Origin of the sequence: Halopseudomonas xiamenensis, from assembly GCF_014219065.1 — a bacterium.
GTDB classification, from domain to species: Bacteria; Pseudomonadota; Gammaproteobacteria; order Pseudomonadales; family Pseudomonadaceae; genus Halopseudomonas; species Halopseudomonas xiamenensis.
Genome location: NZ_JACLGO010000026.1, coordinates 1 through 23,313, shown reverse-complemented (window position 1 = coordinate 23,313; position 23,313 = coordinate 1). Strand labels below are relative to the sequence as shown.

The following is a 23,313-nucleotide window of genomic DNA, read 5'->3' as shown; positions in this document are numbered from 1 at the left end:
CGATTAAAAGGACACAACATGCAAGAGCTGTATGAGATAGAGCAGATCAAGCAACTCAAGGCCCGCTATTTCCGCGGTATCGACACCTGTAACCTGGAACTGCTGCGCGGGATACTGGCGCAGGATGTACTGATCCGTTTTGACAGCCCAACCTATCAGCTCGAGATCAATGGCATGAGCGAAGCCATGGATTTCTACGGTACCTCCTTCACCAATCGCCGCTTCGGCATGCACAACGGCCATACCCCGGAAATCAGCGTCAAGGGTGATGAGGCCACTGGCCTATGGTACCTCCACGATATTTTCATCAACCTGGATGAAGGCACTATCCTGCACGGCAGCGCCATCTACGAAGATCGCTATACCAAGGTCGATGGCCAATGGCGCATCCTGCGTACCGGCTACAAGCGTCTGCTGGAAATGATCCAGCCGCTGGATAGCCAGTGCAATATTACCTCCAGGCCGATCAACTGATCCCCTGCCATACCGACCCGGCCCGCTGATGCGGGCCGGTTTCTTGTCCGCTCGCAACACTTAGCGCGAAACAGCCGCCCCCACGCCGGAAACCGCCTGCACATCCGCCCTCCGCCCAAGAAACGGCGTCAACGCCAGGGCCAGCACCAACAGCCCGGTGAGCAGATAACCAACACTGCTGATTGCCCCGCCCAGTGAGGCAACGGTAATACTCTCCAGCACCTGATCGACTCCGGCACCGGAGTCCAGCAATGCCGCTGTCAGCTCAGCGCTCATCTCGGTGCCCCGCACCGTCGCTGCCCTTAGTAATTCAGCAGCGAGGGTCTCGCCCAGCTCCAGCTCGGCGGCGGTCTGCTCGGCAACACGGCGGGTATGGAAACTCGAGGACAAGCCGAAGATCGCCAGCGCCAGCGACGAGCCGGTCGGCAGGCCAAGATCACGCAACATGCTGAACAGACCGGAACCGGCGCCGGATTTATGCGGCGGTACTGCCCCCAGCGCCAGTTTCATCAGCGCCGTACTGTTGGCCGCCATCATCAGGCCGATCAGGCTCACCAGCAGCAGTACCGACACCAGCGGTACCGACGTCCCCATGCGCGAAAACAGGATCAGCGCCAGCAGGCTGCCAACCAGCGACAGGGTAGCGACCCGGCGTGGCTCGATACGGTCGATCAGCTTGCCGGCGATCGGCGAAGCCAGCATGGTGCTGCCATACAGCGCCAGGGTGACCATGCCGAACTGCGCGGCGCTGCCGCCGGGGCGGGTATTGATGAAGAACGCCAGCGAGTAGACCACACCACTGCTGAGGATCATCTGTATCCAGTAGATGGCGCTGGGCACGGCAAAGCGCCGGTCCTTGAGCAGCGAGACGTCCAGTATCGGCGCCGCCTCACGCCCGCTGTGCTGCCACAGCCACAACAGACTGGCAACACCGACCACAACTATGCTCCAGGTCACCCAGGAGTCGCTGCCGAAGTTGGCGGCCCAGGTCGGCAGCGACAGCAGCGCGGTGATGGTCGATAGTAACAGCACCGCCCCCAACCAGTCGAAGCGCCCCGCCGCCACCTCGCCACGCTGTTCCGGTACCCATAGCAGCAACGGGGCCAGCCCCAACAACGCCAGAACCCCGCTGACCAGATAGACGCTGCGCCAGCCGAGGGCGTCGATCATCAGGCCACCCAGCAGACCGCCACTGGCGGCACCGAAGGTCATGACGAACATCAGCACACCCAGGGCCATGCCACGCTGGTCCTCACGAAACAGGCGGTTCACGTAACTGAATACCGCCGGGAATATGCAGGCCACCCCCAGTCCCTGGAGAAAGCGCGCCACCAGGAACAACCAGAAACTCGGTGCCCAGGCGGCCATGAATTCGGCAATACCGAATACCACCAGGCCGATGCTGATCATGCGCCGGCGCCCATGCTGGTCCCCTAGCCGTCCCATCATCGGCGCGCACACCGCCACCGCGACAAAGTAGAAGATCAGGATCAGGGCGGCCAGGTTGACCGGAATGGAAAAGTGCTCGGTGACACTGGGCAGCACCGGTGCCTGGAAGGCTGCCGCCTCGATAGTGACGAAGGTGGCGAACAACAGGGCGATGAAGCTGGCCCAGGGCTTGGCGACATCTTGACTCATCGGACCCTCGATTGGATTGTCGTTATTGTTGTGGGAACCGCTTTCGAACTCAGGCAGGCAGTTGCGGGGCCCAGTGCACTCCATTGATATGCGCCCCGCCATCGACGAAGAAGGTATTGCCGGTCACGTAGCGGCAATCGTCGCTGCCGAGAAATACCGCCACCGGACCGATATCGTGCAGCGGATCACCGATGCGCCCCATGGGGTTGGCCTGCTCCATGGCCCGGGCATTGTCCGGACTCGCTTCGGCAAAGCGCCGATAGGCTTCACTGGCGGCACCGGGGCAGATGATGTTGCAGCACACCTGGTCCGCGGCCCACTCCCGCGCTGCAGTGCGGGTCAGGCTGCGCAGTGCTTCCTTGGCGGCGTTGTAGTCGGCGCTGTACATATGCGCATTGACGCCATTCAGCGAACACAGGTTGACCACCCGCCCGGCACCCAGCCGACGAAACTCCGGCAGCGCCGCCTGCATGGCCCAGAACGCCGCCATCACCGCCATGTCGAAGGCGCCACGCAGTTGCTCATCGGTCTGCTGCTCCAGACGCGCCAGTCCGGCACCCTTCCAGGCGTTGTTGACCAGGATATCCAGCCGTCCGAAATGCTCGATGGCGGCGGCGACCATAGCCTGGACCTGCTCCTTGCTGGTGACGTCGGCCCGGTAACCGAATACCCGGCCCGGTTGCAACGCCTCCAGCTCATCCACGGCCCGCTCGATGGCCGCGCTGTTGATATCACTCAGCAGCACGCGGGCACCGGCGTTGACGTAGGCTTCGACGATGCCGCGGCCGATGCCCTGGGCGCCACCAGTGACGATGGCGACCTTTCCATTCAGATTACTCATGCTGGTCTCACCTCGACGCTGTTCAAGCGAGCCCCACAGCCTGCCTGATCTGTGTTTTCTGCAGTTTGCCCGTGGCATTGCGCGGCAGCGGCTGATCGGTGAACCAGATACGGCTGGGTAGCTTGAAGGCCGCCAACCGGCCAGCCATGAAGTTGCGCAACTCCTGTTCGCCGAGGTCTTCGCGCACATGCACTACCAGCGCCACGCACTCACCCATTTCGGTATCGGGCAAGGCAAAGGCAGCCGCCTCGACCACGGCGGCATGGGCACCGGCGCATTGCTCGACTTCCAACGCGGAAATGTTCTCGCCACCACGGATGATGATGTCCTTGATCCGGCCAGTGACGTAGAGCATGCCGTACTCATCGAGGTAACCGACATCACCACTGTACAGCCAGCCATTGTGCAAGGCCTCGCTGGTCTCCTCGGCGCGATTCCAGTAACCCTCCATCAGCGTTACCGAACGCATCCAGATCGGCCCTTCCTCGCCCGCCGGCAGGGGCTGCTCCGGCGACTCGCCGATGACCAGGTCAACCAGTGGCAATGGCCATCCGGCACTGCCGGGGAAATGCATGAACTGTTCTCCGGAATGCGCAGCGCCTATGCCGTTGCATTCGGTCATGCCGAAACCGGCACCGACCATGGCATTGGGCTTGGCCGCCAGCAGCCGCTGCAGCAGCACCTCGGAGGAGGCCCCACCGCCCATGCCGAGGGCGAACAGGCTGGCGGTGGCCGAGCTGTCGAATCGCGGATGGTTGATCAGTTGCTGCATCATCACCGGCGCACCGTTGAACTGGGTGCAACGCTCGGTTTCGATCAGCCGCAACGCCTCTTCGACATCCCATTTGTACATGATCACCATGCGCCGACCATTGCGCAGCATGCTGAGAAACTGCGATTGCAGGCCACTGACATGGAACAGCGGAAAGCTGATCAGGGCCGTGGGCTGCAGGCCGGACTCGATGATCGGCCTGACCCGCTCCGGCGATGTCATGCCGGCGAAGGCCCCCTGGTAGTCCAGCGCGAACAGCGCCTGGGCAACGGCCCGATGGCTGGATACCACGCCCTTGGCACGACTGGTGGTGCCGGAGGTATAGAGCACCTGAGCGATATCATCCGGCCTGGGTTCGATCAACTGCATGGGCGCCAGCTCGGCATCCATCAACGCCTGCCAGGCATACTGGCCTGGCGGAGGTGTGCCATCGACCAATACCAGCTGGATCTGTGCCAGGTTCTCCTGCAGATGCTGATAACGCTCCGGATCGCAGATCAACACACCGGCTCCGGCATCCCCGATGGCGTGCAACAGTTCATCGCCCAGCCCCCAGCTGTTCAGCGGTACCGGGACGGCGCCGGCCTGCACGCAGGCGGTGAAGGCGATCATCCATTCCGGGCGGTTGCGCATGGCGATCGCCACCCGCTCACCGGGACGGACGCCAAGAACCTGCTGCAGCGCAGCGGTCATGCGGTCGGCAGCCGCGTAGAACTCGGCAAAGCTGTAGCGCTGGTCACACCACAGCAGGAAAGGCGCATCAGCATGGCGGCGACCGGCCTGGATGGCTTCGGTCAGCGTCGCCGGGGCATTGATGAAGTATTTGCGACCCTGCTCGTCCTCGCCCAGGGCAAAGGGCGACTGGGCGCTCAACAACTGCTGGTTACAGGTCTGCCATTGTTCCAGAAGACTGGTTTGCATGCTCACCTCTTTGTCGTTCTTGTAATGATCGGCAACGGCCTTCAGGCGCTGCGATTGTCGCTGTAGCGCTGGCAGTGGTAATCGCTGTTGCCCAGCTGGTTCTGTGCCATGCGCATGCGCTTGAGGAACAGTCCCAGATCATATTCGTCGGTGACGCCGATGCCACCATGCATCTGTATCGCCTCGTTACTGACCCGCTGGGCCACCTGGCCCGCCTGCCACTTGGCCAGGCTGACCAGCCGCCGGCGCTCACGGTCATCACCGCCGGGACGATCAAGCTGGGCGAAGGCCGCCATCATGCTGCTGCGCGCCAGTTGCAGATCGGCATACAAACGTGCCGCACGGTGCTGCAGCGCCTGGAAGCTACCGATCGGTACGCCGAACTGGACCCGGGTCTTGAGGTATTCGACGGTCATGCTGAAGGCGGTTTCCGACATGCCCAGCAGCTCTGCGGCCAGGCACGCCCGCCCCCAGTCCAGCACCAGATCCAGCGCCTTGCCGGCATCGTTGCTGCCGAGTCGATCGTCGGCGGCAACCCGCACCTGATCCAGGCGCAAGGCAGCCATGTTGCGCGAGTCGATCATGCTACGGGCACTGGTCTGCACGCCGGCCTGGTCGGCTCGCACATGGAATACACCGCAACGGCCCTCTGACTCACGGGCCACCACCAACCAGCCGTCAGCCTCGCGGGCATCGGCCACCCAGGTTTTCTCACCGCTCAGTACCCAGCCGTCCCCATCGCGACGAGCCTCGAGCTGGATAGCCTCGGGCGCATGCCGGGCATTTTCCTCCAGCGCCAGCGCCAGGCGCAATTCACCACTGATCAGTTGCGGCAGCCTTTGCTGGCGCTGCTGCTCGCTGCCCAGTTGCTCGATCAGGCCACCGCAGAGCACTATGCTGCTCAGCAGCGGCGAGGCGCCCAGGTGACGACCGATTTCCTCGAACAGCGGGGCAAATCCGGCAAAGCCGAAATCCAGCCCGCCATCGGCTTCACTGAACGCCACCGCGCTCCAACCCAGGTCCAGCATGCTCTGCCAGACGCCCGCGTCGTAACCGGCAGCGATATCCTGGTCGCGTATTGCCCGTTGCACGGAAGCCGGCGAACGCGCCGAAAGGAAGTCACGTGCGCTGTCCTGCAATTGCAGTTGATCTTCGTTATAAACCAGACTCACGGCACTCTCCTCACTTGGCTTCCGGCAGGCCAAGCACGCGCTTGGCAATCACGTTCAACTGCACTTCCGATGAGCCACCGGCAATGGTCTGGGCGAAGCTCATCAGCCACGCGCCGGTGAGATCCAGCTCGCGCTGGTCGAAGCCCTCGCCCTGCCAACCCATGGCATGGTTGCCCATGATTTCCAGCAACAGCTCGAACTTGCTGCGCTCCTGCTCGGTATGCACCAGCTTGGCGATAGCCATCAGGCCGGACGCATCCTGTCGGGCACGCAGGGTCTGGTAGATCCGCTGGTTGGTCAGGCGGAAGCTCTCCTCCTGCATCAGGCAGACGACGGCCCGCTGCTGCAGCACGGTTTCGGCGGTGGTCTGCGGGCTGGCCAGGTATTTGCCGAGGAACTCACCGAGGTCGAAATGGGTCGGCAGCGCCGACTCGCTGAACTTGGACATGGCACTGCGCTCATGCTGCAGCAGCGCCTTGCCCAGCGGCCAGCCACCATTCAGCTCGCCGATCAGTTGCGAACGCGGTACCCGCACATTGTCGAAGAACACCTGGCAGAAACTGGACTTGCCGCTGATCAGGTCGATCGGCGACACCGTCACCCCGGGCGAGGCCATGTCCAGCACGATCAGGCTGATACCGGCCTGCTTCGGCTCCATGGGGCCGGTGCGTACCAATGCATACATCCAATCAGACTTGTTGCCGTAGGAGGTCCAGATCTTGGTGCCGTTGACCACGAAGTCCTCACCGTCGACCACCGCACTGGTACGCAGGCTGGCCAGGTCGGAGCCGGCATTGGGTTCGGAGAAACCCTGGCACCAGCGGATCTCGCCACCGGCCATGGGCGGCAGGAACTGCTGTTTCTGCTGCTCACTGGCGAACTCCAGCAATACCGGCCCGAGCATCCAGATACCCAGGTTGATCTGCGGCGGGCGGCAGTGCAGCCGGCGCATTTCCGCATCGAGAATCGCCACCTGCTGCGGACTCAGTCCGCCACCACCGTACTCCACCGGCCAGTCGGGGCAGAACCAGCCCTTGTCGCGCATGCGTTCGAACCACAGGCGTTGGTCCTCATGCTTGAACTCGACCGTACGCCCGCCCCAGACCATCTCGTCGGAGGGCATGGGCGTGCGCATGGAGGCCGGGCAGTTGGCCTCGAGCCAGGCTCGGGTTTCCTGGCGAAATACTTCTAGCTCGTTCATCGTGTTACCTGCTTGTTGTTCTCACCAGATCGCGGACCCGGTCTTGGTTATGCGTCGACTCTAACGCCAGCACCAGCGTCGCGACGTCGTCCGGACGGACGATTGGCGGCATGCTTGTTCAGTCATCCGCTGCCGCACTGCGTCCAGCCAGCCGGCCGAAGAAGGTCGAGTCGCCCAGCGACAGCCCCGAGCTGTAGCCCTCGCCCCAGCGCGGCAGGCCACAGGCGGTTCGTCCGGCAGCATACAATCCGGCGATGGGCTGAGCCTCGGCATCCAGCACCTCGCCGCTGGGCCGCGCAGCCAATCCGCCGAGGGTAAAGGCATGGCCCTGGAAATCTCCCTTGCAATAGCTCAACGCGGCAAACGGCGGCTCGGTCAGGGAGCGCAGCCATTCGGCGGTCTTGTGGAAATACGGGTCCTGCCCCTGTGCCGCCAGCCGGTTGAACTCCTCGACGGTATGTACCAATGCACCGGCCGGCAAGCCCAGCTCCTGCTCGACCTCTTCCCAACTCTCGCCAACCGCCGCTATCTGGATATCTTCCTGGATCACCGGACGGCCGAATATCTCGTTGTCGACCAGCAGCCAGGCACGACCATTGGGTTGGCGCAGCACGTGATGGGCAACGCGCCCGTGATAGCAGTCCTCGTTGACGAAGCGCTGGCCACGCTCATTGATGAAGATGCCCTTGACCAGTGAGGCCGGCGGGAAGAACGGCAGGGTTGCGAAGAACTCCTGCATGTTCAGCGTGGCGGCACCGACGCTCATGCCCATGCGGATACCGGCACCGTCATCATTGCCGGCACTGACCTGCAGTTCGCAATCCAGCGCGGCGGGAGCGAAGCGCTCAACCATGGCGGTGTTGCTGATGAAACCACCAGCACAGAGAACCACCCCACGCCGCGCCCGGACAAAGCGCGGCGTACCCGCCTCACGGGTGACCACACCGACCACACGCTGCCGCTCATCGACGACCAGGGCCAGCGCCCGGCTGTCATAGCGCACCTGCGCGCCCAGTTCCTCGGCACGGCTACACAGGGTTTCCATCAGCACCTGGCCACCACCCCAGCCGACGAACTGCACGGTGTGCCCGCGCGGTGCTGGTCTGGCCTGCTCCAGATAGGGCCAGGACTTCTCGTTGCCGGACCACAACAGGGTGTCGTCCGTCGGCGGCTCGATCCATTTTCCCGGCAGGTAGGTACCCTTGAAGGGTACGCCCTGCTCGCGCAGCCAGTTGAAATGCGCCACACCATTATCGGCATAGATCGCTACGCGCTCGGCGTCGGCAGCTGGCCCGCCGGCCATCATCAGGTACCGCTGAAAATCCTCGGTGGCATCGCTGAAGCCATGCTCGCGCTGCACATCGGTGCCACCGTTGCCACCCACATAGACCTCGCCACCCGACAGGCTGGCACTGCCGCCACCCACGCCGGCCACCTCCAGCACCACCACATCGGCCCCGACCTCGCGCGCCTCGATCGCCGCACATGCCCCGGCGGCACCAAAGCCCACAACCACCACATCGGCTTCCAGGTCCCAGCCCGGCACTGCTGCGAGCGGGCAAGCCCTGGCGGGGGAATAACTCTTGTCGTCTTGCATTCCAGCGTCCTTCTGCATTGATTGTCGAGGGGAGTGTCAGCCAGCTGCCGGCATACGATTGAGCTGCGCATCACCCGGCTGGCCCAGCACACAGCTGGTGCCCCCATCGGTGTACATCATGGTCACGCAGCGGTTGCAGGCGGTGCAGCCGCTGCGCTGGATCTGTCCTTCGCCCAGCCGCTTTACCCAGTTCGGGTCATGAATCAGCACCCGGCCCATGGCCAGGGTGTCGAACCCCTCCTCCATGACCTGGGCAACCCCCTGGGCCGAGGTTACCCCGCCCAGATAGGCCAGCGGCACATCCACGGCTTCGCGCACCTTGCGGGCGTACTGGAGCAGATAGAGTTCACGGAATTCCAGCGGCTTCTCGGACAGCGACTGCAGGAACATGGCCGCCTTCATGATCGGGTTGGTCACCACCGCCCGGTTTTCCGGCGGGAAGGAGGAGCCGAACATGGTCTTGATCGACTCGGCGTTCATCCCCGCGCTCAGCACCAGCAGATGCGCGCCCTCCTCGGCCAGCTCACGCGCCACCGCCACGCCGTCCTCGATGCGATTACCACTGCGCACGCCCTCGGTCATGCTGAACTTGCAGATCACTGCCAGGTCCTCGCCCACCGCATCCAGCACCCGGCGCAGCACCATGCGCGGGAAGCGCATCCGGTTGCTCAGGCTGCCGCCGTATTCGTCCCGACGCTTGTTGTACAGCGGCGAGATGAACTGGCTGAGCAGGTAGCCGTGGCCCATGTGGATTTCCACCGCGTCGAAACCGGCCTCGCGGGCCAGCTCGGCGGCCGCGGCGAAATCCGCCGCCACCCGCTGCATGTCCGCCACGCTCATTTCTCGCTTGAGGTATTGCCCGCTCATCAGGCCGATCTTGTTGAAACCACCGCTGGCCGAAATCGGACGCCCCTGGCCCGGCGGCTTGACGAAGATGAAGCAACCACCATGGGTGATCTGCGCGGAAACCGCACCACCTTCTGCATGCACGGCATCGGTCAGCGCACGCAGATGCGGCAAGGTGGCGCGGTTCATCACAATCTGATTGGGTAACGTGCAACCGTCACCACTGACCGCGCAATAGGCCACAGTGGTCAGGCCGGCACCACCGGCGGCCATCGCCGCATGGAATTGCACCAGCTGACGCGACGGCACGCCGTCCGGGGACATGCCCTCGTTGGTGGCTGACTTGATGAAACGATTGCGCAGGGTCAACGGGCCGATGGTGATCGGGGTATAGGCTCGGGATAGTTGTTGTTCGATGCCTGCCATGCTGGTCTCCGAAACGAATGGACCGCTGGCCGAGCCATGCCCAACGGTGGCGGCTCGGCCAGGATTGCCCGGGGTCGATTGCATCGATTCTGGAAAGTCCGCGAAAGGCCGGCATCGTCTGATCAGACGAGGAGAAAGTGAAGCACGGGAAGAAGGGAGAAGTTTCCGATGTCGCCTGCGACGGCCCGAGGGTGGCCGGTGGTATGGATAGCAGACAAAAAAAAGGGCGGGGTTACCCCCGCCCTTGATTTTTTGCGCTATCCCTACCTGCCGTCCCTGACCAGTCGTCCTGACTGCCACCTTCCCTGATGATCCCTGACTCAGCTCCCTGCCAAGTAGCGCAGTCCGTCGCGCATGGACACATCATAGCCAGAAAAAATTCCCGTTCAATATCAATAACTGTCTCACCCATTCAGGTTATTTTTATTTTTTACATTTAATATCAATAAGTTAAAAATTTACGCCTGTCAAATATCCTACTCATCTCACAGTGATTGACTACTATTTCCCACGCTCCATATAGCCAATGTCTTACACAACATCCCTACCCCGCGCTGCGCAATCACTCCCCATGGCGGCCTAAGACTAAGGTCGCCTTTTCTCCTTCCAGCACTGATTTAGAGTCTGCATACCAGCCCGTATTCGGCCAGGAAAAATAACAACATGCATAAGAAAACTGACTTGCGAGTCCCCCAGCCGTGCTTCCCCGCTGCCCGTGAGCGCCAGCGTGGTGGCTTCGTCTGGACCTGCACCCTGGGCCTGAGCCTGCTGTATCTGGGCTTTCTGGTACTGGTCGCCTTTCAACCCGAATGGCTCGGCGCGCCCCTGTCGACTGCCTCCAGCACCCTGTTCTGGGGGCTTGGCCTGCTATTGCTGTTGTTGACCTTCGTCCTGGCCACCCTGCATTTCAACACCATCAGCCGTGACCATACCGGCCCGGACAACTCCATACCGATAACCCAAGAGCAATAAAAACAGCGTCCATGCCGAGCCTGCCGGTGGACGAGCAAAACCAGAAAGGAGAATAACAATGCAAAGAGACGTAGTGGCCGAGGTGCTCAAGCACCCCAAATACCAGGAACTGGTGAAACGCCGTACCCGGGTCAGCATGAGCTTTTTCGGGCTCACCCTGCTGATCTATGCCGGCTTCATCCTGACCATGGCCTATCTGCCCGAGGTGTTCGCCCAGCCCCTGGGAGCGACCTGGACCATGAGTGTCGGACTGTTCGTCGGCCTGCTGGTGGCGTGCAGCGCGGTGATCCTGATTGCCCTGTACACCTATTTCTCCAACAAGGTATTCGACCCGCTGCTGGCAGCGATCATGAGGGATGTGCAATGAACAAGCTCCTGTGGGGCGCCCTGCTCGCCCTGGCCGCGCCAGCCGCCTTCGCCGAGACCGGCCATGGCGCCAACACCGAAGCCATCGTGATGTTCCTGCTATTCATCGCCGGCACCATGGGCATCACCTGGTGGGCTGCGCGCAAGACCCAGACCACCTCCGACTTCTATACCGCCGGCGGAGGCATCAGTGGCTTCCAGAACGGTCTGGCGATTGCCGGTGACTACATCTCCGCGGCCTCCTTCCTGGGGATTGCCGGCATGGTCTACGTCTCCGGTTACTACGGCGTGATCTATGCCATCGGCTTCCTGTTCGGCTGGCCGGTGGTGATGTTCCTGGTCGCCGAGCGCCTGCGCAACCTGGGGCGCTACAACTTCGCCGACGTCACCGCCTTCCGCCTGGAACAGACGCCGGTACGCATCCTCGCCGCCAGCGCCTCGCTGCTGATCATCGCGCTGTACCTGATCGCGCAGATGGTCGGCGCCGGCAAGCTGATCGTGCTGCTGTTCGGTATCGAGTACAAGTTCGCGGTGGTGATCATCGGTGCGCTGATGATGATCTATGTGTTCTTCGGCGGCATGACGGCCACTACCTGGGTACAGATCATCAAGGCGGTGCTGATGCTCGCCGGCGGTACGCTGCTGTCGGCGCTGGTACTGTATGCCTTCAACTTCAGCCCTGATGCCATGCTCGCCGAGGCGGTGACCGTGCACCCCTATGCCGAGGAACTGATGTCACCGGGCGAGGCTGTCACCAGCAATCCGCTGAACGCGCTGTCGCTGGGCCTGGCCCTGGCCTTCGGTACCGCCGGCCTGCCGCACATCCTGATGCGCTTCTTCACCGTCTCCAGCGCCCAGGAAGCACGCAAGTCGGTGATCTGGGCCAGCAGCTTCATCGGCTACTTCTACATCCTGACCTTCATCATCGGCTTCGGCGCCATCGCCCTGCTGGTCCGTCATCCGGAATTCTTCCACGGTGGCCTGGACGGCAGCTTCAACATGCTGACCGACCTCATCGGCGGCACCAACATGGCGGCGGTGCACCTGTCCAATGCGGTGGGCGGCAGTCTGCTGCTGGGCTTCCTGGCGGCGGTCACCTTCGCCACCATCGTCGCGGTGGTCGCCGGCCTGGCGCTGGCCGGCGCCGCCTCGATCGCCCATGACCTGTACGCCAACGTGATCGCCCGCGGACGCTCGACCGAGAAGCAGGAGATGCGCATCTCCAAGATCTCGATCCTGGTACTGGGCGTGCTGTCGATCCTGCTGGGCATCATCTTCGAGGATCAAAACGTGGCCTTCATGGTCGGCCTGGCCTTCGCCATCGCCGCCAGCGCCAACTTCCCGGTGCTGGTGCTGTCGATCTCCTGGCGTGGCTGCACCACGCGTGGTGCGGTGATGGGCGGCTTCATCGGCCTGCTGGTGGCGACCGTCTGGGTGGTGCTGAGCAAGACCGTATGGGTCGATGTGTTCGGCAACGCCGAGCCAATCATCCCCTTCCCCAACCCGGGTATTGTCTCCATCCCGCTGGCGTTCATCGCGATCTGGTTCTTCTCGATCACCGACAGGACCGCGCGCGCCGAGCGTGAGCGCGATGCCTTCGACGCCCTGACCGTGCGCAGCCAGACCGGTATCGGTCGCAGTGGAGCGGTAGCCCACTAAGGCTGGACCGGCACCAGACGAATCCCCGGAGGCGGTACTGCTCCGGGGATTTTTCAATTGCCCCTGCCCAAGGCTACCAAGCGCTCGCTCGACGACGTACAGACTGAAAGGCCGCAGGCGTAGCGCGGGCGCGCTACACCCCCAGGCACAGCCCCGGGCTGTCGAGCGCCCGCTCGACGGCAGCACAGGTGCTGCTGGACACAGGCACGCTACACCCCCGACAGCCTTACCAATCAGGCCCGCTGCAACGGGAAGGCAATCACCTCATCGATATGGCTGGCGTTCAGCGCCAGCATCACCAATCGGTCAACCCCCAGCGCCACGCCGGCGCACTCCGGCAAGCCCTGCTGCAGGGCACTGACCAGCCGCCGGTCAATCGGCAACGCGGCACGCCCGAATACCTCGCGCGACTGCTGATCGGACTCGAAACGGCGCAACTGCTCGGCAGCATCGGTCAGCTCGAAATAGCCGTTGGCCAATTCCATGCCCTGGATGAACAGCTCGAAACGCGCCGCACTGGGCACCCGGTCATCACCTTCCACCACCCTGGCCAGCGCCGCCTGGGAAGCGGGAAAGGCAAATACCATGGTCGGCTGCAGCAGCCTGGGCTCGATGCAGTGGGAGAACAGCAGGTTCAGCCAGCCATCGCGGTCCAGCTCGCCACGGAAGTCGCAATGCTCACGCCCCAGCCGCGCCAGCTCGGCGTCTTCACAGCCATGGATATCCACGCCCAGGTGCTCAGCGAACAGCGCGGCATAGGTCACCCGGCGCGAGCGCCCACAGCCCAGCACCGAATCGACCAGCTCATCCACCTCATCCATCAGTTGATGATGATCGAAGCCCAGCCGATACCACTCCAGCATGCTGAACTCCGGGTTGTGCCGGCTACCGCTTTCGCCGTTGCGATAGACCCGGCACAGTTGCCAGATGCAGCCACTGCCGGCGGCCAGCAGGCGCTTCATCGGATATTCCGGCGAGGTATGCAGGTACAGGGTCTGCGCCTGGCCGCCGCCCTCGGGGACGTACTCGGCGGCGAAGGGGAACAGGTGCGGGTCGCTGACTGCCGCCGCGGACAGCGTGGGGGTGTCCACCTCCAGCACGTCGCGCTCGGCGAAGAACCGGCGGATGCCGGCGATGATCTGCGCCCGGCGGCGCAGGTTGGCCAGCGGGGCGCTGGGTTGCCAGTCGATCATGCATGAACTCCACGAATGAAAAACCGGGGCCTGGGCCCCGGTTTCGTTAGTGCATCAGCGCTTGTCCAGAACCCGTTTACGATCTCGCGAGCTAGAGCCATGCAAGGCAAAAACAGGCGAGGAAGCGGAGTTTACAAATCGTAAATGAGCATTCCGAGCCTGTTTTTAACGCAGCAGGGCCGACGCGCAGCAGATCGTAAGCGGGTTCTCAGGCACGGCCGACGTAGTCAGCGGTACGCGTATCGACCTTGAGCACATCACCAACGTTGATGAACAACGGTACCTTGACCACCGCACCGGTCACCAGCTTGGCCGGCTTGTTGCCGCCGCCGGAGGTATCGCCACGCACACCCGGATCGGTCTCGACCACTTCCAGCTCGACGAAGTTCGGCGGTGTCACGGCGATCGGCGAACCATTGAACAGGGTGATGGTGTAGACGACCTGCTCCTTCAACCAGTTGGAAGTGTCACCCACGGCTTTCTCATCGGCACCGAACTGCTCGAAGGAGCCGTCGGTGGCCATGAAGTGCCAGAACTCACCATCGGTGTACAGGTATTCCATGTCCCGATCCATCACGTCGGCACCTTCCAGGCTGTCACCCGACTTGAAGGTCCGCTCGTTGACCCGACCGGTCTTCAGGTTGCGCACCTTGACCCGGTTGAAGGCCTGTCCCTTGCCCGGCTTGACGTACTCGTTCTCGAGGATCGCGCAAGGATCGCCGTCGAGCATCACCTTAAGACCCGGCTTGAATTCGTTGGTAGAATAGTTGGCCATAGATTTCCCACTTGCTGTTTGAACGGATACATCCGAAAACGCGCCGACCGATGGTCACAGCCCGGCGTTGCGTGCAACGCCCGACGGATGCCCCTGCCACCCATGCGCGGAAAAACCCCAATGATACATGGATCTTTAGCGCCTGTTGAGTCCGTCAGCTGGCAAAGCCTGCTGGCGCAGAGTATTACCGACCCACGGGAGCTGTTGCGACGCCTGCAGCTGGACCCGGCCCTGCTGGCCCCGGCACAGGCTGCCAGTGCCGATTTCCCGCTGCGCGTGCCCGAGCCCTACGTCAACCGCATGCGCCCGGGCGATGCCACCGACCCGCTGCTGCGCCAGGTGCTGCCGCTGGGCGAGGAACTGCTGGAACACCCGGATTTCGTGCTCGACCCACTGGGTGAGCAGCACAGCAATGCCCGCCCGGGCGTGATCCACAAGTACCACGGCCGGCTGCTGCTGATCGTCAGCGGCGGCTGCGCCGTCAACTGCCGCTACTGCTTCCGCCGGCATTTCCCATATGCCGACAACGCCCTGAGTACCGACCAGTGGCAACAGGCGCTGGACTACATACGCCAGGACCCTAGCATTGCCGAGGTCATCTACAGCGGCGGTGACCCGTTGGCGGCCAACGACAAGCGCCTGGCCTGGCTGACCCGGGAAATTGCCGACATAGCCCATGTCCGCCGGTTGCGGGTGCACACGCGGTTACCGGTGGTGATCCCGCAGCGGGTGACCAGCAGCCTGATCGACGCCCTGTGCGGCACGCGCCTGCCAGTGAGCATGGTGCTGCACTGCAACCACGCCAATGAACTCGACGGACAGCTTGGCCAGGCCATCACCACCCTGCGCCGGGCGGGCATCATGCTGTTGAACCAGACAGTGCTGCTCAAGGGCGTCAACGATCGTATCGAGGATCTGCTGGCACTCAGCGAAGCCCTAGGAGATCATGGCGTTTTGCCTTACTATCTGCACGTGCTGGATCATGTCAGAGGGGCACAGCATTTTCATGTAGACGACGCAACGGCCAGAGGATTGGCCGGTGAGATGCTCGCTAGACTGCCGGGTTTCCTGGTTCCACGTCTGGTGCGGGAGATCGCAGGTGAAACCAGCAAGACACCATTGCATCCCGAGTTAATCAGGGCAAATGACCGCTTAGCTTAGGCATTGACCAACTGCTACAGTGTGATCAAACACTCATTCTTGGCGTAACTCATGTATTGGACTCCAGCTTGATTCGTTCTCGATTTGGCCTCAAGGGGCTACAACGGAAGAAAAATGTTATGGATAACGCCACGCCCACAATGAATCTGCGAGTGCCTGCGCAAACGCTCGAATCCCTGAGCTTCGCCGACAGCACCGACAAGGGCATAGCCCACTGGATCGCCAACCTGCCCAAGGCCAATATCGGCGAAACCGCCCGCCAGCTGTACAAGGGCCTGATCGAACTCAACCAGTTACAGATCGCCCCGGACAAACGCCTGGCCATGCTGGAACTGATCCGGCCCCAGGTGCATTACGTCTGCACCGCCCTGTCACGCTACTACCTGGGGCAGTCCATCGTCCTGGAGGATCGCCCGCGCAAGGTCGCCAACCTGTCCCAGTCACTGCAGAACCACCTGGCCACCGGCTACAAGATCGTCGTCGCCCAGGAAGCCAGCATGAAGAGCCGCGACCGCGCCGACATCATGCCACTGGCCATCCAGCGCGCCATACGCGCCCTGTGCGGCCCGCTGCTGCGCGCCTACCAGCTGTATTGCCCGGTCGCCGACGGCATCTGGCTGGAGATCCACCAGCTGTACCAACTGGCGCGCAAGCGCAAGCTGCACCAGGTCGCTGTCGCTGACAGGGAAAGCATGGCCGGCAAGGCGCTGAGCATCGAGCAGGCCTACCTGGCGGTACTGCTGCTGGGCACCGCCCGCCCCAACCAGATGCGCCAGAGCGTCATGGCGCGGCTGTTCGCTGTGCTCGAGCACTGGAGCAGCATGGCCGCGCTGGTCGAACCGGACGCCAAGGGTGCGCTGTTCATCATCAACCCGGCCATGGACTGCCCGCCGCGCTACCGCTCACTGGTGCTGGACGAAGACCTCACCGGCAGTCTCGGCCTGGATACTCGCCACCTGGTCGATACCATCAAGCAGTACCTGCTCGACAACGAACCGGCCCGCCACCACCTGCAGGTCCCCGAGGGCCTGGGTGTGGAACTGCTGCAGCATATCAGCCAGTCCTGGGGCGACCTGGCCGAGCGGACCTTCAACCGCATGCCCGGTCGCGGCGAGCTGCGCATCACCATCGGCATGAGCGCCACCCATTTCCAGATCGCCGGCACCAGCTTCTCGCGCTTCATCAATGCCGAGGACAGCAATCCGTTTTCCGATGCCAACCGCCGCGCCCAGCAGGACGGCTGGAGCACCGCCTTCGATGGCGACAGGTCGGTGGACTGGACGCCGGATGTGGAAAAGATCAACTACACCACCACCAGCAGCGAGCCCAGCGACGAAGAAAACGCCGAGAACTACCCGGTGCACAGCCTGCGCATCATCAACCACAGCCCCGGCGGCTTCTGCCTGACCTGGCCACGCGAAGTCCCCAAGCAGCTACAGGCCGGTGAACTGCTGGGTGTACAGGAAGAAAGCGACCAGGGCTGGAGCCTGGCAGTGGTACGCTGGATTCGCCAGGTACGCGGTGGCGGCACCCAGATGGGCATCGAGCTGGTCGCCCCGCACTGCACCCCCTGCGCGATCAAGCTGCTGCGCAAGACCGAGCACCCCAGCCGCTACCTGCGCGCGCTGCTGTTGCCGGAAGTCACCGCCATCGACCGCCCCGCAACACTGATCACCCCACGCCTGCCGTTCCAGGTGAACAGCAAGGTGATGCTGCTGCTCGGTGGTCAGGAGCTGCGCGCGCAGCTGATCCAGCGTATCGCCGCCACCGGCAGTTTCAGCCAGTTCGAGCACCACATATTGAATCAGCCGGATCACACCCAGGGCCAAACCGAGACCGATAGCACAAGTTTCAGCATTGGCTCGGAGGATGACTTTGACTCGCTCTGGAAGTCTCTGTAGATTCAATCGTCTGGGATCCGCAAGGATGGGACTGCTTTAGACGAATGGGACGCCATGGCCATCGATGCACACGCCATTAGACTACTGATTCTGGATGATTCGCAGAACAACGCGGAACGTCTGGTCAGCATGCTGCGCAACGCCGGGCATGCCACCCGCGCACACCGCATCAGTTCGCTGGAAGATCTGCACGAATCCCTGCAGCAGACCTGGGACCTGTGCCTGGCATGCCCCGAGACCAGCTTCATGAGCGCCCAGGAAGCCTGCCTGATCATCAGCCAGTCGCATGACGTGCCCTTCATCCTGCTGGCCGAGCAGGACGACACCGACACCCGTACCGCAGCCCTGCGCAATGGTATGCAGGACTGCGTCCCGGGCGATGCCGAGCCCCTGCTGACCATGGTGGTCAAGCGCGAGCTGACCAACCTGGCCGCACGCCGCCAGCGGCGCATCGCCGAGCAGGCCCTGCGCGAAACGGAAAAGCGCTGCCAGTTGCTGCTGGACAGCTCGGTCGACGCCATCGCCTACGTGCTCGACGGCATGCATATCTACGCCAACCGCTCCTATACCCGCCTGTTCGGCTACGACGATGCCGACGATCTGGCCGCCGAGCCAATGCTCGAGCTGATCGCCGCCAAGGACCAGAACAACTTCAAGGACTTCATGCGTCACTACGCCAGCCGCGGCGAGCATAGCGAGATGCGCTGCACAGCGGTGGACAGCGATGGCAAGGAATTCCCCATCATGCTCGGCTTCTCACCGGCCAACTACGACGGCGAACCCTGCACCCAGGTGGTAATACGCGCCGAGACCGCCAGCGCCGAATTCGAGGAAAAGCTCAAGGCCATGGCCAGCCATGACCTGGTGACCGGCCTGTACAACCGCTCCTGGTTCCAGGAACAGCTCGACAGCGTCAGCGAACAGGCTGTACGCAACAGCCAGCCCAGTACCCTGGTGTACATCAGCATCGACAACTTCAGCGCGCTGCAGGCGGACATCGGCATCGGCGGCTCGGACCTGATCCTGGCCGACCTGGCGCAGATCCTGCGGCGCTTCGTTCCGGAAAACGCCCTGCTCGCCCGCTTCAGTGACGATGCCTGCAGCGTCCTGATCGCCGCCACGGAACCGGAGGCGGTCGCAAGCCAGCTGCCGGCACTGCTCAAGCAGATCGAGAGCAACCTGTTCGAGGCCAACGGCCGTACCATCCAGATCACCGCCAGCATCGGCGTTTCCGCCATCAGCGAAACCAATCCGGAACCGACCCAGGCCATCGAGCGCGCACACCGCCTGGCCGAACAGGTCAGCCAGGCCGGCGGCAACGCCATCAAGGTATTCAATCCGCTCGAGGAGCTGGAACATCTGGCCAATCGCGGCAATATCATCGCGCTGATTCGCCATACCCTGGAAACCAACGCCTTCAGCCTGCAGTTCCAGCCGATCATCAGCCTGCGCGGCGACAACTCGGAACACTACGAAGCTTTTCTGCGACTGCCCAGCAACCAGGGCGAGGAAGTGCCACTGGCGGACTTCCAGTCCGCCGCCCTGGAGTCGGGCCTGGCGATGGACATCGATCGCTGGCTGATCGGCCGGTCGATCGACCGGCTGACCCAGCACCGGGCCAAGGGCAGCGACACCAGGCTGATACTCAACCTGAGCAGCGCCAGCCTGCAGGACCCCGGAATCATCAAGTGGATCGCCAGCCTGCTGCAGGAATCCCGGCTGCCGGCCGATGCCCTGGTCTTCCAGTTCAACGACGCCGACGCCAATAACTACCTGAAACACGCCAAGGTCCTGGCCGAGTCACTGCACAGCATGCACTCGAAGATATCGCTGAGCCATTTCGGCGGCGCGCTGAACCCCTACACGATCCTCAAGCACCTGCCCGTCGACTATGTGAAGATCGACGAATCCTTCAGCCGCGACCTGTCCGACGCCCAGGCCGTGGAACAGCTCAAGGAAATGGTTGCCACACTGCATAACCAGGGCAAGCTGACCATCGTATCCTGCGTCGACAGCGCGATCATGATGCCGACGCTGTGGCAGGCCGGCGTCAACTATATCCAGGGCGACTACCTGCAACCGCCCAGCGACAGCATGAATTACAACTTCTCCAGCGAGTAATCAGTCTCCGCTGCTCCCCGCCATCCTTCCCTAACCTCGCCAGCCCTCCCACCTCGTCATCCTTCGCGCACGACTGCATGGATGCAGGAGGTAGGGCGACGCAGGAAGCCAAAGCCGAGGCGAAGGATCCAGGGGTACCGGCCAACCCGGAGTGGACGGTGGATCCTCGGCCTTCGCCGAGGATGACGGTGAACGAGAGTTAAGGATGCCGGGGAAAAGCCCAGGACGAAAACCAGCAAGGTACCAATCGAGGGCGTTCTTCTCAGAACCCTTCCCGATCACGGAACCCCAGCAGATACAGAATGCCATCCAGCCCCAGCGTGGAAATCGCCTGCTTGGCCGACTGCTTGACCAGTGGCTTGGCGCGGAAGGCGACGCCCAGCCCAGCGATGGACAGCATCGGCAGATCATTGGCGCCATCACCCACGGCAATGGTCTGTTCCAGGCTGATACCCTCGCGCTGGGCCAGCTCGCGCAGCAGGTCAGCCTTGCGCTGACCATCGACGATAGGCTCCAGCACCTCGCCGGTCACCAGACCATCGCGTGTCGGCAGCGCATTGGCATAGACGTAGTCGATACCCAGACGCTTCTGCAATCCTTCGGCGAAATAGCTGAAGCCCCCCGACAGGATGGCGGTCTTGTAGCCCAGGCGGCGCAGTTGCCCGATCAGGGTCTCGGCCCCCTCGGTCAGGCGCAGCGACTGGCCGATCTCCTCCAGTACAGTTTCCGGCAAGCCCTTGAGCAGCGCCATGCGCTCGCGGAAACTGGCCTTGAAGTCCAGTTCGCCGCGCATCGCCCGCTCGGTGATCTCGGCGACCTGGTCACCCACGCCAGCGGCCTTGGCCAGCTCGTCGATCACCTCGGCGTCGATCAGTGTGGAGTCCATGTCGAATACCACCAGACGGCGGTTGCGACGGAACACGCTGTCCTGCTGGAAGGCGATATCCACGTTCAGCTCCTGGGCGATGGCCAGGAATTCGGTACGCAGCGCCGCCGGATCAGCCGGCTCGCCACGCACCGAGAACTCGATGCAACCCTTGCCCTGATCAGCCGGCATGCCATCGGGAATACGCTCGGACAGACGATCGATATGATCGATATTGAGGCCGTAGCGGGCGGTGATTTCGCTGACCCGGGCGATATGCTCGGCGGTGACCCGACGCGCCAGCAGGGTGACGATATGCCGTGGCTTGCCCTGGCCAGTAACCCAGCGGCTGTACTCCTCAGCACTGACCGGCGTGAAGCGCACCTGCTGGTCCAGTTCATAGCCGCGGAACAAAACATCCTTGAGCACGTCAGAAAGACCACCTTCACCAGTCATTTCCACCAGGATGCCAAACGATAGCGTGTCATGGATAACAGCCTGCCCAATATCCAGAATCCTGACGCTCGCCCGCGCCAGGATGCCGGTGATGGCCGCCGTCAGGCCGGGCCGATCGGGACCGGTAATGTTGATCAGGACGATTTCCTTCAAGGTGGCCGCTCCAGTCAGAATTTGGGATCGGCCATTCTACCCGCAAATGCCCAATTCATCACGGGCGCAACCTTTTTCCCCTCAGTGCTAATGGCTATACTTCAATTCCTACGGCGTTTCAGGCTGCCGGCCCTGCCTCTCATTCATCGATCGAGTCATATTTTGAATCACACACCGAACTCATCTGACAATCTGTTTCTGCGCGGCCATGCCTCGCTGCGCAAAAAACGCCTGACCTTGCCCAGCATGTTGATGCTGCTGACCCTGGTCCCCTTGCTGCTGATGTTCGTGCTGGTGCTCTGGTTCGGCCAGTTCCAGCTGCAACGCGACATCGCCCGGCAGGCCGACCAGGCCGGCAGCGAACTGGCCCGGCAGATCGCCTCGCTGGTCGCCGATCCACTCGCGGCCAATGACACCCTGAGCCTGAATATCATCCTCGCCCAATGGGTGCAGAACCCGATGATCGCGCAGGCCAGCCTGACCGGAGCCAATAACCGGGTCGTTGCCGAAGCTGGCAGGAGACCCGCCGCCAACAGTCTGGCACCCGGCCAGGGACGCTTCATCGCCGCCGTACACTTCCAGGATGAACTGATCGGCCAACTGCACCTGAGCCTGGCCCGCGCGCCCTTCACCGAGCCGGTGAGCAATATGCTGCAGGGACTGCTGTGGAGCCTGGCATTGCTGCTGGTGATCGCCGGACTGCTTGCCTGGCGGCTTGGCGTCGGCATGCGTCATGTACTGGCCGGTCTCGGCAACTGGTATGGCGACTCCGATATGCCAACCCCGGGGATTCGCCGCGCCGATGAGCTGGGCGACCTGGCCAGGCGCCTGGCCGAACGCCGCATAACCGACCTGCCGCCGGAACCGGAACCCGAGCCGGAACCGGAGCTGGAACCAGAGATTGATGAAGCCGAGATGGAATCCTTCGAGGAACTGGTGGAAGAGCTCCAGCCATTGCTGGCGGCAGAGATGGAGCCAGAAACCGAAGACCCGGGCCCGTCAGCCGCCGTCGATACACCCCGCATCGATACAGAAACGGACAACGAAACCGCTGCCATCGAGCCGGACAACACCGCTGCAGCGGATACCGCCGTCACGCTCAGCGACGAGCTGACCGAACTGGAATCTGCTCCGGTGCCGCCAGCGCCTGCCAGCACGGTGCTGGCGATACGCCTGGGTGACCAGAATACTCTGCACCGCCTGCCGCGGCCCCGCCTGCTTGGCCTGCTGGAGCGCTACCGCGAGCAACTGGAGCAGGCCAGCCGCGCCTGCGACGGCCAGTTGCACACGCTGATGGATGGCACCAGCCTGATCTTCTTCCACCCGGATAATGCCGACCAGCTGGGCAACGCCCTGTGCTGCGGCGAGCTGATGCGGGTATTGGGGCATGAACTGCAGATCCAGATCGCCGATACCGGCGTCGCCCTGCATGTGCAGATCGCCCTGTGCCATACGCCGTGCCAGGATATTCCGGCCGATGAGCTGGCCCAGGTCTCGGATGACTGCGCGCTGATGCTCGAGCGCATGCAGTACAGCCGCAACCTGTTGCTGCTGGACGCCGAGCTGGCCGGCAGCGGCCTGCTCAGCGACAAGGCCACGCTGCGCCGGCTGGCGAGCCAACCGGGCATCTATTGCGTGGAGCGGCTGCGCGAGCCCTATCAGGGGCAGTTGGAGCAGCATCTGCAGAGCGTGAGCAGACAGCAGCCCTGAGCGCATCGCCCCGAGACGGGGCTTGTATGGTTTTCCTACAGGTCCAAAATGGACCTGTCAGGGTGGAGGGGCAATCGGGGCTTCCGGCCTTAC

General features: G+C 62.9%; 18 protein-coding genes. 8 read left to right on the top strand and 10 right to left on the bottom strand.

Going from position 1 to position 23,313, the window contains the following annotated elements; translation table 11 throughout:
- The first annotated feature begins 18 nt into the window (after positions 1-18).
- Positions 19-474, top strand: coding sequence for a nuclear transport factor 2 family protein (locus H6X51_RS15670; protein ID WP_185268412.1), 456 nt, complete (start codon positions 19-21; stop codon positions 472-474).
- Positions 475-534: 60 nt separating this feature from the next.
- On the opposite strand, the gene H6X51_RS15665 is transcribed toward H6X51_RS15670, so the two are convergent.
- The 7 genes from H6X51_RS15665 to H6X51_RS15635 all read right to left on the bottom strand — a co-directional run bounded on the left by H6X51_RS15665 (position 535) and on the right by H6X51_RS15635 (position 9,888).
- Positions 535-2,112 (bottom strand): MFS transporter, encoded by a 1,578-nt coding sequence (locus H6X51_RS15665; RefSeq protein ID WP_185268411.1) that lies wholly within the window; start codon positions 2,110-2,112, stop codon positions 535-537.
- Between the two features lie 49 nt (positions 2,113-2,161).
- Positions 2,162-2,953, bottom strand: coding sequence for an SDR family NAD(P)-dependent oxidoreductase (locus H6X51_RS15660; RefSeq protein ID WP_185268410.1), 792 nt, complete (start codon positions 2,951-2,953; stop codon positions 2,162-2,164).
- A gap of 22 nt (positions 2,954-2,975) precedes the next feature.
- A complete protein-coding gene (locus tag H6X51_RS15655; RefSeq protein ID WP_185268409.1) occupies positions 2,976-4,646 on the bottom strand; it encodes a class I adenylate-forming enzyme family protein in 1,671 nt (556 codons plus the stop codon).
- A gap of 41 nt (positions 4,647-4,687) precedes the next feature.
- Complete coding sequence (locus H6X51_RS15650) at positions 4,688-5,818, bottom strand: acyl-CoA dehydrogenase family protein (RefSeq protein WP_185268408.1); 1,131 nt, start codon at positions 5,816-5,818, stop codon at positions 4,688-4,690.
- Positions 5,819-5,828: 10 nt separating this feature from the next.
- Positions 5,829-7,019: an acyl-CoA dehydrogenase family protein gene (locus H6X51_RS15645; RefSeq protein ID WP_185268407.1), complete on the bottom strand. Its 1,191-nt coding sequence runs from the start codon at positions 7,017-7,019 to the stop codon at positions 5,829-5,831.
- A 118-nt stretch (positions 7,020-7,137) separates the two neighbouring features.
- Complete coding sequence (locus tag H6X51_RS15640; protein ID WP_185268406.1) at positions 7,138-8,616, bottom strand: FAD-dependent oxidoreductase; 1,479 nt, start codon at positions 8,614-8,616, stop codon at positions 7,138-7,140.
- A gap of 36 nt (positions 8,617-8,652) precedes the next feature.
- On the bottom strand, positions 8,653-9,888 hold the full coding sequence (locus H6X51_RS15635; protein WP_185268405.1) for an NADH:flavin oxidoreductase: 1,236 nt from the start codon (positions 9,886-9,888) through the stop codon (positions 8,653-8,655).
- Between the two features lie 663 nt (positions 9,889-10,551).
- On the opposite strand from H6X51_RS15635, the gene H6X51_RS15630 reads away from it, so the two are divergent.
- Genes H6X51_RS15630 through actP form a run of 3 tightly spaced genes read left to right on the top strand, consistent with a single transcriptional unit; the run spans position 10,552 to position 12,885 of the window.
- Entirely contained in the window at positions 10,552-10,860 is a 309-nt protein-coding gene (locus H6X51_RS15630) for a DUF485 domain-containing protein (protein WP_185268404.1), read from the top strand.
- Positions 10,861-10,918: 58 nt separating this feature from the next.
- Positions 10,919-11,227 (top strand): DUF485 domain-containing protein, encoded by a 309-nt coding sequence (locus H6X51_RS15625; protein ID WP_185268403.1) that lies wholly within the window; start codon positions 10,919-10,921, stop codon positions 11,225-11,227.
- Positions 11,224-12,885, top strand: a complete 1,662-nt coding sequence (actP, locus tag H6X51_RS15620) for a cation/acetate symporter ActP (protein ID WP_185268402.1) — start codon at positions 11,224-11,226, stop codon at positions 12,883-12,885. The genes H6X51_RS15625 and actP overlap by 4 nt, the downstream gene beginning before the upstream one ends.
- Positions 12,886-13,118: 233 nt before the next feature.
- On the opposite strand, the gene epmA is transcribed toward actP, so the two are convergent.
- Positions 13,119-14,078, bottom strand: coding sequence for an elongation factor P--(R)-beta-lysine ligase (epmA, locus tag H6X51_RS15615; protein WP_185268401.1), 960 nt, complete (start codon positions 14,076-14,078; stop codon positions 13,119-13,121).
- A 208-nt stretch (positions 14,079-14,286) separates the two neighbouring features.
- A complete protein-coding gene (efp, locus tag H6X51_RS15610; protein WP_105643653.1) occupies positions 14,287-14,853 on the bottom strand; it encodes an elongation factor P in 567 nt (188 codons plus the stop codon).
- Between the two features lie 120 nt (positions 14,854-14,973).
- Between efp and epmB the strand changes: the two genes are divergently transcribed.
- The 3 genes from epmB (at position 14,974) to H6X51_RS15595 (ending at position 20,036) form a co-directional block, all read left to right on the top strand.
- A complete protein-coding gene (gene epmB / locus H6X51_RS15605; protein WP_185268400.1) occupies positions 14,974-16,014 on the top strand; it encodes an EF-P beta-lysylation protein EpmB in 1,041 nt (346 codons plus the stop codon).
- A gap of 119 nt (positions 16,015-16,133) precedes the next feature.
- Entirely contained in the window at positions 16,134-17,915 is a 1,782-nt protein-coding gene (locus tag H6X51_RS15600; RefSeq protein ID WP_185268399.1) for a molecular chaperone, read from the top strand.
- A 54-nt stretch (positions 17,916-17,969) separates the two neighbouring features.
- Positions 17,970-20,036, top strand: a complete 2,067-nt coding sequence (locus tag H6X51_RS15595; RefSeq protein ID WP_185268398.1) for an EAL domain-containing response regulator — start codon at positions 17,970-17,972, stop codon at positions 20,034-20,036.
- A gap of 262 nt (positions 20,037-20,298) precedes the next feature.
- Here H6X51_RS15595 and serB read toward each other — a convergent pair whose 3' ends face one another.
- The gene (gene serB / locus H6X51_RS15590) at positions 20,299-21,510 is read right to left on the bottom strand and encodes a phosphoserine phosphatase SerB (protein WP_185268397.1); all 1,212 of its coding nucleotides are present in this window, start codon (positions 21,508-21,510) and stop codon (positions 20,299-20,301) included.
- 162 nt (positions 21,511-21,672) lie between these two features.
- Here serB and H6X51_RS15585 point away from each other — a divergent pair, with 162 nt between their 5' ends.
- Positions 21,673-23,220 (top strand): hypothetical protein, encoded by a 1,548-nt coding sequence (locus tag H6X51_RS15585; protein ID WP_185268396.1) that lies wholly within the window; start codon positions 21,673-21,675, stop codon positions 23,218-23,220.
- The last annotated feature ends 93 nt before the right edge of the window (positions 23,221-23,313 follow it).

Coding starts and splice junctions, on each gene's coding strand:
- H6X51_RS15670 (WP_185268412.1), top strand. CDS start 19: ATGCAAGAGCTGTATGAGATAGAGCAGATCAAGCAACTCAAGGCCCGC.
- H6X51_RS15665 (WP_185268411.1), bottom strand. CDS start 2,112: ATGAGTCAAGATGTCGCCAAGCCCTGGGCCAGCTTCATCGCCCTGTTG.
- H6X51_RS15660 (WP_185268410.1), bottom strand. CDS start 2,953: ATGAGTAATCTGAATGGAAAGGTCGCCATCGTCACTGGTGGCGCCCAG.
- H6X51_RS15655 (WP_185268409.1), bottom strand. CDS start 4,646: ATGCAAACCAGTCTTCTGGAACAATGGCAGACCTGTAACCAGCAGTTG.
- H6X51_RS15645 (WP_185268407.1), bottom strand. CDS start 7,019: ATGAACGAGCTAGAAGTATTTCGCCAGGAAACCCGAGCCTGGCTCGAG.
- H6X51_RS15640 (WP_185268406.1), bottom strand. CDS start 8,616: ATGCAAGACGACAAGAGTTATTCCCCCGCCAGGGCTTGCCCGCTCGCA.
- H6X51_RS15635 (WP_185268405.1), bottom strand. CDS start 9,888: ATGGCAGGCATCGAACAACAACTATCCCGAGCCTATACCCCGATCACC.
- H6X51_RS15630 (WP_185268404.1), top strand. CDS start 10,552: ATGCATAAGAAAACTGACTTGCGAGTCCCCCAGCCGTGCTTCCCCGCT.
- H6X51_RS15625 (WP_185268403.1), top strand. CDS start 10,919: ATGCAAAGAGACGTAGTGGCCGAGGTGCTCAAGCACCCCAAATACCAG.
- actP (WP_185268402.1), top strand. CDS start 11,224: ATGAACAAGCTCCTGTGGGGCGCCCTGCTCGCCCTGGCCGCGCCAGCC.
- epmA (WP_185268401.1), bottom strand. CDS start 14,078: ATGATCGACTGGCAACCCAGCGCCCCGCTGGCCAACCTGCGCCGCCGG.
- efp (WP_105643653.1), bottom strand. CDS start 14,853: ATGGCCAACTATTCTACCAACGAATTCAAGCCGGGTCTTAAGGTGATG.
- epmB (WP_185268400.1), top strand. CDS start 14,974: ATGATACATGGATCTTTAGCGCCTGTTGAGTCCGTCAGCTGGCAAAGC.
- H6X51_RS15600 (WP_185268399.1), top strand. CDS start 16,134: ATGGATAACGCCACGCCCACAATGAATCTGCGAGTGCCTGCGCAAACG.
- H6X51_RS15595 (WP_185268398.1), top strand. CDS start 17,970: ATGGCCATCGATGCACACGCCATTAGACTACTGATTCTGGATGATTCG.